Source organism: Segnochrobactrum spirostomi (assembly GCF_009600605.1).
GTDB classification, from domain to species: Bacteria; Pseudomonadota; Alphaproteobacteria; order Rhizobiales; family Segnochrobactraceae; genus Segnochrobactrum; species Segnochrobactrum spirostomi.
Genome location: NZ_VWNA01000001.1, coordinates 328,030 through 341,315 on the forward strand (window position 1 = coordinate 328,030; position 13,286 = coordinate 341,315).

The 13,286-nt window shown below is 69.3% G+C and carries 13 protein-coding genes; 11 read left to right on the plus strand and 2 right to left on the minus strand.

The genetic code is table 11. The features are described from left to right. Positions 1-33: 33 nt before the first annotated feature. From F0357_RS01460 to kdsA, 8 genes are all read left to right on the plus strand, one after another. Positions 34-1,398, plus strand: a complete 1,365-nt coding sequence (locus F0357_RS01460; RefSeq protein ID WP_153477949.1) for a glutamine synthetase family protein — start codon at positions 34-36, stop codon at positions 1,396-1,398. Positions 1,399-1,438: 40 nt separating this feature from the next. Further along, positions 1,439-2,824 carry an aldehyde dehydrogenase family protein gene (locus tag F0357_RS01465; RefSeq protein WP_153477953.1) on the plus strand — a complete coding sequence of 462 codons (1,386 nt, stop codon included), beginning with the start codon at positions 1,439-1,441 and terminating at the stop codon, positions 2,822-2,824. A 157-nt stretch (positions 2,825-2,981) separates the two neighbouring features. Continuing rightward, positions 2,982-4,169 (plus strand): iron-containing alcohol dehydrogenase, encoded by a 1,188-nt coding sequence (locus tag F0357_RS01470; protein WP_153477955.1) that lies wholly within the window; start codon positions 2,982-2,984, stop codon positions 4,167-4,169. A 3-nt stretch (positions 4,170-4,172) separates the two neighbouring features. Beyond that, entirely contained in the window at positions 4,173-5,072 is a 900-nt protein-coding gene (locus tag F0357_RS01475; RefSeq protein WP_153477959.1) for a type 1 glutamine amidotransferase, read from the plus strand. Positions 5,073-5,244: 172 nt separating this feature from the next. Further along, entirely contained in the window at positions 5,245-6,864 is a 1,620-nt protein-coding gene (locus tag F0357_RS01480; protein WP_153477961.1) for an ABC transporter substrate-binding protein, read from the plus strand. A gap of 39 nt (positions 6,865-6,903) precedes the next feature. Further along, on the plus strand, positions 6,904-7,770 hold the full coding sequence (locus F0357_RS01485) for a VOC family protein (protein ID WP_153477964.1): 867 nt from the start codon (positions 6,904-6,906) through the stop codon (positions 7,768-7,770). A gap of 112 nt (positions 7,771-7,882) precedes the next feature. Further along, entirely contained in the window at positions 7,883-8,737 is an 855-nt protein-coding gene (locus F0357_RS01490) for a class I SAM-dependent methyltransferase (RefSeq protein ID WP_153477966.1), read from the plus strand. Between the two features lie 108 nt (positions 8,738-8,845). Next, the gene (kdsA, locus tag F0357_RS01495; protein ID WP_153477968.1) at positions 8,846-9,694 is read left to right on the plus strand and encodes a 3-deoxy-8-phosphooctulonate synthase; all 849 of its coding nucleotides are present in this window, start codon (positions 8,846-8,848) and stop codon (positions 9,692-9,694) included. Between the two features lie 12 nt (positions 9,695-9,706). Here kdsA and F0357_RS01500 read toward each other — a convergent pair whose 3' ends face one another. Beyond that, on the minus strand, positions 9,707-10,003 hold the full coding sequence (locus F0357_RS01500) for an addiction module antidote protein (RefSeq protein WP_153477970.1): 297 nt from the start codon (positions 10,001-10,003) through the stop codon (positions 9,707-9,709). Positions 10,004-10,006: 3 nt separating this feature from the next. Continuing rightward, positions 10,007-10,303, minus strand: a complete 297-nt coding sequence (locus F0357_RS01505; protein ID WP_312861669.1) for a type II toxin-antitoxin system RelE/ParE family toxin — start codon at positions 10,301-10,303, stop codon at positions 10,007-10,009. Between the two features lie 173 nt (positions 10,304-10,476). On the opposite strand from F0357_RS01505, the gene F0357_RS01510 reads away from it, so the two are divergent. Genes F0357_RS01510 through F0357_RS01520 form a run of 3 tightly spaced genes read left to right on the plus strand, consistent with a single transcriptional unit; the run spans position 10,477 to position 13,282 of the window. After that, the gene (locus tag F0357_RS01510) at positions 10,477-11,454 is read left to right on the plus strand and encodes an ABC transporter permease (protein ID WP_153477973.1); all 978 of its coding nucleotides are present in this window, start codon (positions 10,477-10,479) and stop codon (positions 11,452-11,454) included. Positions 11,455-11,459: 5 nt separating this feature from the next. Beyond that, positions 11,460-12,293: an ABC transporter permease gene (locus F0357_RS01515; protein WP_312861670.1), complete on the plus strand. Its 834-nt coding sequence runs from the start codon at positions 11,460-11,462 to the stop codon at positions 12,291-12,293. Beyond that, positions 12,290-13,282, plus strand: coding sequence for an ABC transporter ATP-binding protein (locus F0357_RS01520; RefSeq protein ID WP_153477976.1), 993 nt, complete (start codon positions 12,290-12,292; stop codon positions 13,280-13,282). Before F0357_RS01515 ends, F0357_RS01520 begins: the two co-directional genes overlap by 4 nt. Positions 13,283-13,286 lie beyond the last annotated feature (4 nt).

Sequence of the window (13,286 nt, forward strand, 5' to 3'; positions counted from 1 at the left end):
GCCGGTCCCCCTTCCTGAGAAGAAGAGTCTTGCATGAAACCCCAGGACGTCCGGACGGCGGCGGATGCGCGCGCGATCGTCGAGGAACGCAACCTCACCCACGTCAAGGTCGGCGTGTTCGATGCCGACGGCATCATGCGCGGCAAGTACATGGCCCGCGACAAGTTCTTCTCGGCGCTCGAGAAGGGCTTCGGCTTCTGCGACGTCGTGCTCGGCTGGGATTCGAACGACCAGCTCTACGACAATGTGAGCTTCACCGGCTGGCACACCGCCTATCCCGACGCCTCCGTGCGCGTGCTGCCGGAGACCTGCCGCCCCGTGCCGTTCGAAGGCGACATGCTACTCTTCCTCGCCGAGTTCGACGGCCGGGCGGAAGAGGTCTGTCCGCGCGGCGTGCTGCGCCGGGTGATCGATCGCGCCGCCGGCCTCGGCTACAAGGTCGAAGCGGCGACCGAGTTCGAGTTCTTCGTATTCGAAGAAACGCCGCATTCCGTGCGCGAGAAGAACTATCAGAAGCTGACGCCGATCACGCCGGGCTTCTTCGGCTATTCGATGCTGCGCTCGACGGTGCACGCCGATTTCTATCACGACCTGATGGAACTCGGCGAGGAGATGCGCTTCCCCCTCGAGGGCCTGCACACCGAGACGGGTCCGGGCGTGCTCGAGGCGGCGATCGTCCATTCCGAGGCACTCGAGGCGGCCGATCGCGGCGCGCTGTTCAAGACGTTCACGAAGGTGCTCGCCCAGCAGCGCGGTTGGATGGCGACCTTCATGGCGAAGTGGTCGAAGGACTGGCCGGGCCAGTCCGGCCACATCCACGTCTCGCTGTCGAAGGACGGCAAGCCGGTCTTCCACGACGCGACGAAACCGCACACCATGTCGGACGAGATGCGCTGGTTCCTCGGCGGCCAGCAGGCCCTGATGCCTGAAGTGCTGGCGATGGTCTCGTCGACCGTGAACTCCTATTCGCGGCTCATTCCGGGCTTCTGGGCGCCGACCGACGCCACCTGGGGCGTCGAGAACCGCACCTGCGCGCTGCGCGTCATCCCCGGCTCGCCGTGGAGCCAGCGCGTCGAGTACCGGATAGCAGCGGCCGACATCAATCCCTATCTGGCGCTTGCGGCGGCGATCGGCTCCGGGCTCTGGGGCATCGAGAACAAGATCGAGCCGGACGCGCCGATCGTCGGCAACGCCTACGACAAGCGCATTCCGGCGAAGCGCGCGCTGCCGCGCACCCTGTCGGAGGCGGCTGCCCGGCTCAAGGCCTCGAAGCCCGCCCGCGCCCTCTTCGGCGACGCGTTCGTGGATCATCATGCCGCCACGCGCGACTGGGAAGAACGCGAATTCCGGCGTGCGATCACCGATTGGGAGCTCGCCCGCTATTTCGAGATCATCTGACGGGGGCCGCCCCCGTCACGACCGCTTCGAGGAGACCATCTTGACCGATATCGTCTGCATCTCGCCGATCGACGGAAGCGAGCTCGCCCGCCGGCCGGCCGCCTCGGCCGCCGCCATCGACGCGGCCCTCGCCGGCGCCCGCAAGGCGCAGGCGGCCTGGGCCGCGGTGCCGATCGCCGAGCGCTCCAAGGCCGTGCTCGCCTTCCTCGACGCGATGCTCGCCATGAACCAGGAGATCGTGCCGGAGCTCGCCCAGCAGATGGGCCGCCCGGTGCGCTATGGCGGCGAGTTCCGCGGCTTCGAGGAGCGCGTGCGCTACTGCGTCGACATCGCCGAGGAAGCTCTCGCGCCGGTCGTGCCGACGCCGAAGGAAGGCTTCCGCCGCCTCATCAAGCGGACGCCGGTCGGCATCGTCTTCGTCGTCGCGCCGTGGAACTACCCCTACCTCACCGCCGTCAACACCATCGCGCCGGCCCTCATCGCCGGCAACGCGGTGATCCTGAAGCACGCCGCCCAGACCATCCTGGTCGGCGAGCGCTTCCAAGCGGCGATGGACAAGGCCGGACTGCCGAAGGGCCTCTTCACCAACCTGGTGCTGAGCCACGAGGACACCTCGCGCATCCTCGCCTCCGGCGCGGTCAACCACGTCAACTTCACCGGCTCCGTCGCCGGCGGCAAGGCGATCGAGAAGGCCGCGGCCGGCACCTTCACCTCGCTCGGCCTCGAGCTCGGCGGCAAGGACCCGGCTTATGTCCGCGCCGACGCCAACGTCGAGTTCGCCATCGAGAACCTCGTCGACGGCGCCTTCTACAATTCCGGCCAGTGCTGCTGTGGCATCGAGCGCATCTACGTGCACGAGAGCCACTATGACCGGTTCGTCGACGGCTTCGTGGCGCTGACCAAGCAATATAAGCTCGGCAACCCGCTCGACGAGGCCTCGACCCTCGGCCCGATGGCCAATGTCCGCTTCGCCGATTGGGTGCGCAAGCAGACGGCGGAAGCGATCGCCAAGGGTGCCGTCGCCCACATCGATCCGAAGGACCATCCGGCCGACAAGGCGGGCACCGCCTATCTCGCGCCGCAGGTCCTCACCAACGTCGATCACACGATGTCGGTGATGATGGAGGAGAGCTTCGGTCCCGTCGTCGGCATCATGAAGGTGAAGGACGACGAGGAGGCGGTTCGCCTCATGAACGACAGCCCGTACGGCCTGACCGCCTCGATCTGGACGCAGGACATCGCCACCGCCGAGGCGCTCGGCGACCGCGTCGAGACCGGCACCGTGTTCATGAACCGCTGCGATTATCTCGACCCGGCGCTCGCCTGGACCGGCGTCAAGGACACCGGCCGCGGCGCGTCCCTGTCGGTGATCGGCTATCACATGCTGACCCGGCCGAAGTCGTTCCACCTGCGCGAGATCGCCTGAGATCCGCCTGCCCGACATTCGTCCCCGGGGCTCGTCCCGGGGATGACGCGGAAGCGCACCGGCCGCCCCCGATGGCGGCGCCCGCTCCGATCCCGACGGCCGGCCGGGCCGACCCGGCGGAAGACCGAACCGAACACCCTTCGAGGCTGAGATCCCCATGACCGCATCCGCCCCCGTCCTCACCGGCGCCTGGAATTATCCGACCCGCGTGCTGAGCGGCCCCGGCCGCATCGCCGAGCTCGCGGACGCCTGCCGGACGGCGGGCATCACGAAGCCGCTCATCGTCACCGACGGCGGTCTCGTCGGCACCCCGATCCTGGCGAGCGCGGAAGACTCGCTCAAGAAGGCCGGCCTCGCCTACGGCATCTTCTCCGACGTGAAGGGCAACCCGACCGAGTCGAACGTGACGGCCGGCCTCGCCGTCTTCACCGCCGGCGGCCACGACGGCGTCATCGCCTTCGGCGGCGGCTCGGCGCTCGACGTCGGCAAGTCGGTCGCCTTCATGAACGGCCAGACCCGCCCGATCTTCGATTACGAGGACGTCGGCGATTGGTGGACCCGCGCCAACGCCGCGACCATCGCGCCGATCGTCGCCGTTCCGACGACCGCCGGCACCGGCTCGGAGGTCGGCCGCGCCGCGGTCGTGACCAACGAGGCGACCCACGAGAAGAAGATCATCTTCCACCCGCTGATGCTGCCGAAGGTCGTCATCGCCGATCCGGAGCTGACCGTCGGCCTGCCGCCGAAGCTCACCGCGGGCACGGGCTTCGACGCCCTCACCCATTGCTTCGAGGCCTATTGCGCGCCGGGCTTCCACCCGATGGCCGACGGCATCGCGCTCGAAGGCCTGCGCCTCGTCTCGATCTACCTGCCGCGCGCGGTGGCGAACGGCCGCGACATCGAGGCCCGCTCGCGCATGCTCGCCGCCGCCTCGATGGGCGCGGCCGCCTTCCAGAAGGGCCTCGGCGCGGTGCATTCGATCTCGCACCCGGTCGGCGCCTTCTACGACACCCACCACGGCCTGACGAACGGCGTCGTGCTGCCCTATGTCATGCTGTGGAACCGCCCGGCGATCGAGGATCGCATGGACGCCATCGCTCGCCTGCTCGACCTGCCGGGCCGCGGCTTCGACGGCGTGCTCGCGTGGATCCTCCAGCTTCGCCAGGATCTCGGCATCGCCAACAGCCTCGCCGATCTCGGCGTCGACGAGAGCCGCATCGCCGAGCTCGCCGTCCAGGCCGAGCGCGACCCGTCGACCGGCGGCAATCCGCGCCCGATGGTGGCGAAGGACTTCGAGCCCGTGATCCTCGCCGCCATCCGCGGCGACCTGACCCTGAAGGGCTGAGCCATGTCGGCACCCGGCAAGGCGGAAACAGGTTCGGGCCGCGCGCCGCGCCTGCTCGTGGTCGAAGGCAACACCGCGGAGGTGCGTCGCGCCCACGCGGCGATCGCCGGCGGCACCCCGAGCGATTCCTACGCGGCGGTGTTGCAGAAGCTCGCCCCCGACGCGGTGGTCGATATCTGCTATCCGGCCGACCCGGGTGCCAACATCCCCGACAAGGCGGGCCTCGCCGGCTATGACGGCGTCGCCATCGGCGGGTCCGCCCTCAACATCTACAAGGCGGAGCCGGAAGCGCTGCGCCAGATCGAGTTCGCCCGCACGATCTTCGAGGAAGGCGTCCCCTTCTTCGGCTCGTGCTGGGGGCTCCAGGTCGCGACGGTTGCCGCCGGCGGCAGCGTTCGGCGCAATCCGAACGGCCGCGAGATCGGCCCGGCGCGCAAGATTTGCGCGACGCCGGAGGACGCCGCCATCGGCCTCCACGCCGGCAAGGGCGCGGTGTTCGATGCCCCGGCGATCCACATCGACGAAGTCGACGTCCGCCCCGCCGGCATGGTGGTGACCGCCGGCAACGGCATTTCGGCCGTGCAGGGCGCCGCGATCTCTCACGGCAACGGGACCTTCTGGGGGGTGCAGTACCACCCCGAGATGTCGCTCGCCGATCTCGCCGCCTACATCATCCGCTATTCCGAACGGCTGATCGGCGAAGGGCTGTTCGCCAACGAGGCCGACGCGCTCGGCGTCGCTGCCGATTATCGGACGCTGGCCGCCGACCCGACCCGCAAGGATCTCGCCTGGCGCTACGGCTTCGATGCCGACCTGCTCGACGAGACGATCCGGCTCGCCGAGCTCGCGAACTGGATCGAGAAGCAGGTCCGCCCCGGCATGAGCCGCCGCGGCCGCGGCTGAGTCTCGACGCATTCCACCGAGTAGACCGCCCCCAAGCACGGAACGATTTTCCGCGCTTGGGGCATTCAGCGAAATCACCTCCTCGCCGGCGGACCGCAGCGGCCTTTTCGCCCCTGCTCCGCCGTGCGCGCTCCCGCTATAGTGCTCCGACGGGCAGAGCAGGAGTGGGACGATGAACGGCGGTATCTTCACATTCGCGCCGACGCGGCGCGGCTTTTTGGCGGGAACGGCGACCCTGCTCGCCTCCACGGCGCTGACCCGGCCGGTCTTCGCCGACGACACGCCGACCCCGGGCGGCACGCTCGTCGTCGCCGCCGACACCGAGCCGCGCAATCTCAACCCCGCCATCGTCGCCTCGAACGGCGTGTTCTACGTCGCGAGCAAGGTGATCGAGCCGCTCGCCGAGATGACGTTCGACGGTCCTCCGCGGCCCGTGCTGGCGACCTCGTGGCAGGGCTCGGCCGACGGCCTGTCCTTCACCTTCAATCTGCGCAAGAACGTCGCCTTCCACGACGGCGAACCGTTCACCTCGGCCGACGTCGCCTTCTCGGCACTTCAGGTCTGGAAGCCGCTGCAGAATCTCGGGCAGGTGGTGTTCGCGAACCTTGCGACCGTCGACACCCCCGACAAGCACACCGCCATCTTCCGCTTCTCCAAGCCGACGCCGCCGCAGCTCATCGAGAATGCCCTGCCGGCGCTTACGAGCGTGCTGCCGAAGCACCTCTATGACGGCACCGACATCGCCAACAATCCGCACAATATCCAGCTCGTCGGCACCGGGCCGTTCCAGCTCACGGAATATGCCCAAGGCCAATATTACCGGCTGACCAAGAACCCGAATTATTGGGATACCGGAAAGCCGTATCTCGATGGCATCGTCTACCGCGTGCTGCCGGACCGCGCCTCGACGTCGGCGGCCCTGGAATCGGGTGAGGTTCAGCTCTCCGCGTTTTCCGGCGTGCCGCTCGTCGATCTGAAGCGCCTCGCGACGCTGCCGCAGCTCTCGGTCATCACCAAGGGCTACGAGGGCATCACCTACCAGCTCACCCTCGAGATCAACCACGCCAACAAGGTGCTCTCCGACGTCCGCGTCCGCCGCGCGCTCGCCCACGCGATCGACCAGAAGGTGATCGTCGACACGATCTTCCTCGGTTATGCGCAGGCCGCTCAAGGCCCGATCCCGGAGACTGCCAAGACCTTCTTCGCCGACGGCCTGCCGACCTATCCGTTCGATCCGAAGGCGGCGGAAAAGCTGCTCGACGAGGCCGGGCACAAGAAGGACAAGAACGGCGTGCGCTTCCGCCTGCGCCTCCTGCCGGCGCCGTGGTTCGAGCAGACGGTGCAAACCGGCACCTATGTGCGCCAGGCCCTCAAGGCGGTCGGCATCGAGGTCGAGATCGTCTCCCACGACGCCGCCGGCCACACCAAGGCGGTCTATACCGACCGCGATTTCGACATCGCCATCGGCTCGCCGGTCTATCGCAACGATCCGGCGATCTCCACGACGATCCTCTTCCAGGGCGGCTTGAAGAAGGGCATACCCTTCTCCAATCAGTACAATTTCGACGATCCGAAGCTCGACGCGGTGATCGCGGAAGCCGCCATCACCATCGACACGGCGAAGCGCATCGAACTCTACAAGGAGTTCCAGCGCATCGTGGTGGACGAATTGCCGATCCTCAACCTCGTCAACTTCACCTTCGTCACGGTGGCGAACAAGGCCGTCCACAACGTCTCGAACAACCCGCGCTGGGCGACGTCATCGTGGTACGATACCTGGCTGACGCACTGAGTTGGCTGACCTGACGGGCGGCGCGAGAACGGAGATCCTATGAGCGGCCGTGGCATCGATCATCTCGTCGTGGCGGTGCCCGATCTCGCACGGGCGGCCGAGACGTGGCGAAGTCTCGGCTTCACAACGACGCCCGAGGCACGCCATCCGTTCGGCACGGGCAACCACCTCGTCCAGTTCGGCAACGGAAGCTTCGTCGAGCTTGTCGCCGTCGTCGATCCGGCGAAGATCGTGGACGGTGATGACGAGACCTTCTCGTTCGCCGCCTTCAACCGCGATTGGCTCGCCCGCCATCCCGTCGGCGGCGGTTCGATGATCGTGGTGCGCAGCGCCGGTGCAGAGGCGGACCGCGCCGCCTTCGGTGCGGCGGGGCTCCGCCTGTTCGCCCCGTTCGGCTTCGAGCGCACCGCGACGGGGCCGGACGGCGTCGCCCGCACCGTCGCCTTCTCGCTCACCTTCGTCGCCGACGAAGCCCTTGCCGATCTCGGCCTGTTCGCCTCGCACAACCATTACCCGGAGAACTTCTGGAAGGCGCCGTTCCAGACCCACGCCAACAGCGGCCGCGGCATCGCGGAGATCGTCGTCGCCGTGGATGATCCGCAATCCCACCGCGCCGTCTTCGAAGGCTTCTCGGGGGTCGCCGCACAGCCGCAGGGAAGCGCCCTCGCCTTCCCCGATCCGGCCGGAACGCTGGTCCTCGCGCCCGCCGCCGACCTCGACCGATGGGGCGTGACGGTGGCGGAGCCGGGCCGCATCGCCGCCGCGACCATCGCCATCGAGGACGCGGACCGCGCCGTAGCCACTCTCGCCGCCAACGGCATCGCGCACCGTCGCGACGGCGGCCGGATCTTCGTCGCGCCCGCCGACGCGAGCGGCCTCGCCCTCGTCCTCGACGCCGAAGCGTAGACCACTCTGATGGGATGAAGGGCCCTGCGGCGACATCGCCATTGTTGTCGGAGGGCCCCACCGCTACTCTCTGTTGGTAGAGCGGCTCCATGAGAGCCGGCCGGAGGACCCCATGCGACGGGCCGGCGACGAAGCGGCCTCACCCCAGGCGGCCGCCCTTCAGGGCGTGTCGCGCACGCTCCTGGTGACGCTGTGCGCGCGGGCGCTCGCCCGCGAGACCTTCCCGAACCTCGGCTTCACGGACCCGACGGCCGAAGCTCTCATCGCCGCCCTCGACATCGATCCCCACGCTTTCGCGCGCACCCGCGAATGCGTGTTCGGCGTCGCCCGCCGCTCGATGATCCTCGACGAGGCGGTGCGCACCTTCGCTGATCGCCACGGCGAGATCGCCGTGCTCAATCTCGGTGCCGGCCTCTCGTCCGCCTTCGAGCGGCTCGACGACGGCCGCCTCGCCTGGTGGGATCTCGACCTCGAAGCACCGATCCGCCTCCACGGCGACCTCACGGCGGTCCATCCACGCCGCACCCATGTCGTCGCCTCGGTCGATCGGCCCGGCTGGCAGCGGGCGCTTCGCCTTCCCGCCCGCCCGCTGATCGTTCTCGCCGAAGGGCTGATGCCCTATCTGACGCCGCCGCGTGTCCGCGCGCTCCTCACCGAGATCGCTGCCGCGTTCGGCGACCGGCCGCTCACCTTCGCCTTCGATGCGTTCGCCTTCGCGATGTGCGGCATGGCCAAGATGCACCCCTCGATCGGACCGCTCGCCCGCGACGACCCGTCGATCGAATTCCGCTGGGGTGTCAGCGCGATGGACGATTATCGGGCGCGTCTGCCGATGTGGCGGCTCGCCGAGCTCACCCCCATTCTCGAAGGTCTTTCGCCGGGCCATACGCTCGCCTGCGCGGGGTTTTCGGCGCTGTTCGGGGTGCCGCTCTATGCGGTGGCGCGGCTCGAACACCAGCGGGTCTGACCCGGCTTTTCGGTCCCGGCGTTCGATGCAAACTTGCCCTCGGCGCCGTTCGGGCGCATGACGGACGCCGTTTCGAGGAGAAGCCGACGGGTTCGGCCGAGGATTTCCATGACCGCTCAGACCCCCTTGCGTCCGTTGTCCGTCGTCGAGATCGGCCCGGTGCGCTTTTCCAACACGGCGCCGATCGCCCTCATCGCCGGGCCGTGCCAGCTCGAGAGCCGCGCCCACGCGCTCGAGGTCGCCCATGCGCTCAAGGAGATCGCCGCGCGGCGCAAGATCGGCCTCGTCTTCAAGACCTCGTTCGACAAGGCGAACCGGACCAGCCTGTCGAGCCAGCGCGGCATCGGGCTCAAGGAGGCCCTGCCGATCTTCGCGGAGATCCGCGAGGCGACCGGCCTGCCGGTGCTGACCGACGTCCACGAGCCCGATCAGTGCGCGCCCGTCGCCGAGGCGGTGGACGTGCTGCAGATCCCGGCGTTCCTGTGCCGCCAGACGGACCTTCTGATCGCCGCCGCCAAGACCGGCCGTGCCGTCAACGTCAAGAAGGGCCAGTTCCTGGCGCCCTGGGACATGGCCAACGTCGTCGCCAAGGTGACCGGGGCCGGCAACGGCCGCGTGCTCGCGACCGAGCGCGGCGTCAGCTTCGGCTACAACACCCTCGTCTCGGACATGCGCGCCCTGCCGATCATGGCGGAGACCGGCGCGCCGGTGATCTTCGACGCCACCCATTCGGTGCAGCAGCCGGGCGGCCGCGGCGAGACCTCGGGCGGTGAGCGCCGCTTCGTCGCGACGCTGGCGCGCGCCGCGGTCGCGGTCGGCGTCGCCGGCGTCTTCATCGAGACCCATCCGGACCCCGACCACGCCCCCTCCGACGGCCCCAACATGGTGCCGCTCAAGGACTTCGAGGCCCTGGTCGCCAACCTCCAGGCCTTCGACGCGATCACCAAGGCGGGGTGAGGAAGCGTCCGCCTAAGCCGCGGGCCGGAACGTGACGCGCAGGCCGAGTGCCTGCGCGACCTTGACGACGGTCGCGAAGCTCGGATTGCCGTCGCCCGACAGCGCCTTGTCGAGCCCTTGACGGGTCATCCCGACGTCACGCGCGAGCTGGCTGAAATTCCGCGCCCGCGCGACGACGCCGAGAGCGCGGGTAACGAAGGCGGGATCGTCTCCGCCCTCCTCCATGACAGCCTCGATATAGGTGACGATATCTTCTTCGCTCTGAAGATAATCAGCCGTATCGTAAGGACTGAATGTCTCTTTCTCCAAAGGTCATTCCTTCCACTCGGCGGCGATTGCCTTCGCCTTCACGATATCCCGGGATTGCGACGACTTATCGCCGCCGCATAGCGAGACGATCAGGATATCCCCACGCTGCATGAAATAGACCCTGTAGCCTGGGCCGTGATCCACTCCCATTTCTGAGATGCCGGAACCCATAGGTTTCACGTCACCGGGATTGCCCGATGCCAGCCGATCGATACGCGCCTGGATGCGAGCTGCCGCCCTTCGGTCCCGCAGGCCTCTCATCCACGCATCAAAGGTCGTGGACTTGAAAAGTGCGATCACCTGCAAACTATAGTTTGCACTCTCGGATCCCGTCAACCGACCGAATCCAAACCACCCGCGACACCCATGAGGCCCGCAGCCCACGGCCGCTGCCTCACCCTTGATCCTTCCCAGCGCAAGGTGCGTAATGCGGCGAGCCGCCCTCTCGCGGCGCGTCCGCGGGTGATGGTGATATGCGGTGGCTGCGGTTCGTGGTGCGACGGCTCCTTCAGGCGGTGCCGGTTCTGATCATCGTCGCCCTCGGCGTCTTCCTCCTGCTCGCCCTTGCCCCCGGTGATGCGGTCGACGCCTATCTCGCCGGCTCCGGCGGCGGCAGCGCCGATTATGCGGCAGGCCTGCGGGCCGCCTGGGGGCTCGCAGACGGCTGGCCGGCGCGTCTCGCGCTCTATCTCGGGCGCCTCGTCCGGTTCGATCTCGGCTGGTCGGTCGCGTTCAACCAGCCGGTCGCCGCGCTGATCGGGGCGCGGATCGGCAACACGCTCCTGCTTACGCTGTCCGCCCTCGCGCTGTCGGCCGGCCTCGGCACGCTCGCCGGCCTCGCCGCCGCCCTCAAGGCGGGCACGTGGCGGGACGGCCTCATCAACGCCGTCGCCCTCGTCTTCAACGCGACGCCGGCCTTCTTCGTCGGCCTCGCCGGCATCATTCTCTTCTCGGTGAAGCTCGCCTGGCTCCCCTCCGGCGGCCTCTTCACCATCGGCGCGCCGCTCGTGGGCCTCGCGGCCGTCGCCGACGTCGCCCGCCATCTCGTGCTCCCGGTCGCCGCCCTCGCGCTGTCCTACACCGCCCTCTATGTCCGGGTGATGCGCGCGGCGATGCTCGGCGTGGCGGCGAGCGATCATGTCCGCTTCCTCCGGGCGAACGGCCTGCCGGAGCGGCGCATCGTCTGGCGACACATGGCGCGCAACGCCATCGTCCCCGTCGTCACGCTGCTCGGGCTCCAGGCGGGGCTCCTCCTCGGCGGCAGCGTGGTGATCGAGACGGTGTTCGCGATCCCCGGCCTCGGCCGCCTCGCCTACGAGGCGGTGATGCAGCGTGACCTGCCTCTCCTCGCCGGCATCATCCTGACCGGAACCCTCGTCGTGATCGCCGCGAACCTCCTCGCCGACCTCGCCCACGCCCGGCTCGATCCGCGCGTCGGAGCCTCCCTGTGAGCGCGGTGGCCCGCACCCGCGGCGTCCGCCGGACCGGGCTCGCCGGACCCGCGGCCCTCGTTTTCCTCGCGCTCGTCGCGCTCGCCGCCATTGCCGCGCCGTTCCTCGTCTCGGGCGACCCGCTAGACCTCGTCGCGCCGCCGCTCGTCGCCCCCTTCACCGATCCCGCCCATCCGCTCGGCAGCGACACGCTCGGACGCGACGTGCTGTCGGGGCTCGTCTACGGGGCCCGCATCTCGATGAGCGTGGCTGCGGCCGCGAGCGTGGGGGCGATCGGGCTCGGCCTGATCGTCGGCACCCTCGCCGGCTTCCTCGGCGGCCTCGCCGACGATGCCCTGATGCGCGTCACCGAGGCGGTGCAGACGGTGCCGACCTTTCTGATCGCGCTCGCCCTCGTCAGCGTGCTCGGCCCGGCGGCGTCGAGCGTCGTCATCGCCATCGCCCTGTCGTCCTGGCCGGCATCGGCGCGGCTGGTGCGTGCCGAGGTGCGGCGGGTGCGGACCCTCGATTTCGTCGCCGGCTGCCGGGCGATCGGCCTGTCACCGCTGCGCATCGCCTTCCGCGAGGTGCTGCCGAACGCTCTTGCTCCGGTCATCGCGCTCGCAGGCATCGTCGTCGCGAGCGCCATCCTGATCGAATCCGCTCTGTCCTTTCTCGGGCTCGGGGATGCCAACGCGGTGTCGTGGGGCGGCATGGTCGCCGCCGGCCGCTCGGCGATCCGCACCGCGCCCTTTCTCGTCGTCATCCCCGGCATCGCCATCGCACTCACCGTGCTCGCCGTCACCCTCGCGGCCGACTGGATCGCCGGCCGCCTCGCGGTGGAGCGGCCGCCCGCATGAGTGCTGCTCCCCTCTCGCTCCGCATCGACGATCTCGCCGTGCGCTTCGCCGGGGCGCGTGGGCCCGTCGAGGCCGTGCGCGGCATCTCGTTCTCGCTCGCGGCCGGGAGCGTCACGGCACTCGTCGGCGAGAGCGGCTCCGGCAAGAGCGCGAGCCTCGCCGCGCTGCTCGGGCTCGCACCCACCGACGCCGAGATCGGCGGCACGCTCACGATCGGAGAGCGGACGATCGCCCTCGCCGACCGCGCGTCGCTCGCCGGCCTTCGGGGCACGGTGTTCGGCGCGGTGTTCCAAGACCCCGGCGCGAGCCTCGATCCGATGATGCGCATCGGCGATCAGGTCGCCGAGCTCTATCGCACCGGGCGCAGGCTCGGACGGGCCGACGCCGCACGGGAGGCGGTCGCCGCCCTCGGCCGCGTCGGCCTGCCCGATCCGGCGCTTCGGGCCAGGGCCTATCCGCACATGCTGTCGGGTGGACAGAAGCAGCGCGTCGCGATCGCGATGGCGCTCGCCGGCAACCCGGCGATCCTGCTCGCCGACGAGCCGACGACCGCGCTCGATCCGACGGTGCAGGCGCAGGTCGTCGCCCTCCTGGGGTCGCTCGTCGCCGCCGGCATGGGGCTCCTCATCGTCAGCCACGATCTGGCGCTCGCGATCGAAATCGCCGACCGCATCATCGTGCTCTATGCCGGGCGGATCGTCGAAGAGGGACCGGCGGAGGCGATCGCCCGGCGGCCGCTCCATCCCTATTCCCAGGCGCTCGCCGCCGCGTCCCTCGCCTTCGAGGACGGTGCCGACACGGCGGACGCGGCCGACCGCCCGTTCCCCGAGCTGCCGGGTCAGGCTCCCGCACCGGGCGAAATCATCCAAGGCTGCGCCTTCGCGCCGCGCTGCGCGGCCGCCTTCGAGCCCTGCCGCGAGCGCACGCCCCTGCCGATCGCGCACGACAGCCGCCGCGTCGCCTGCCATCTTTATCCGGGCGAGGCATAAGTCC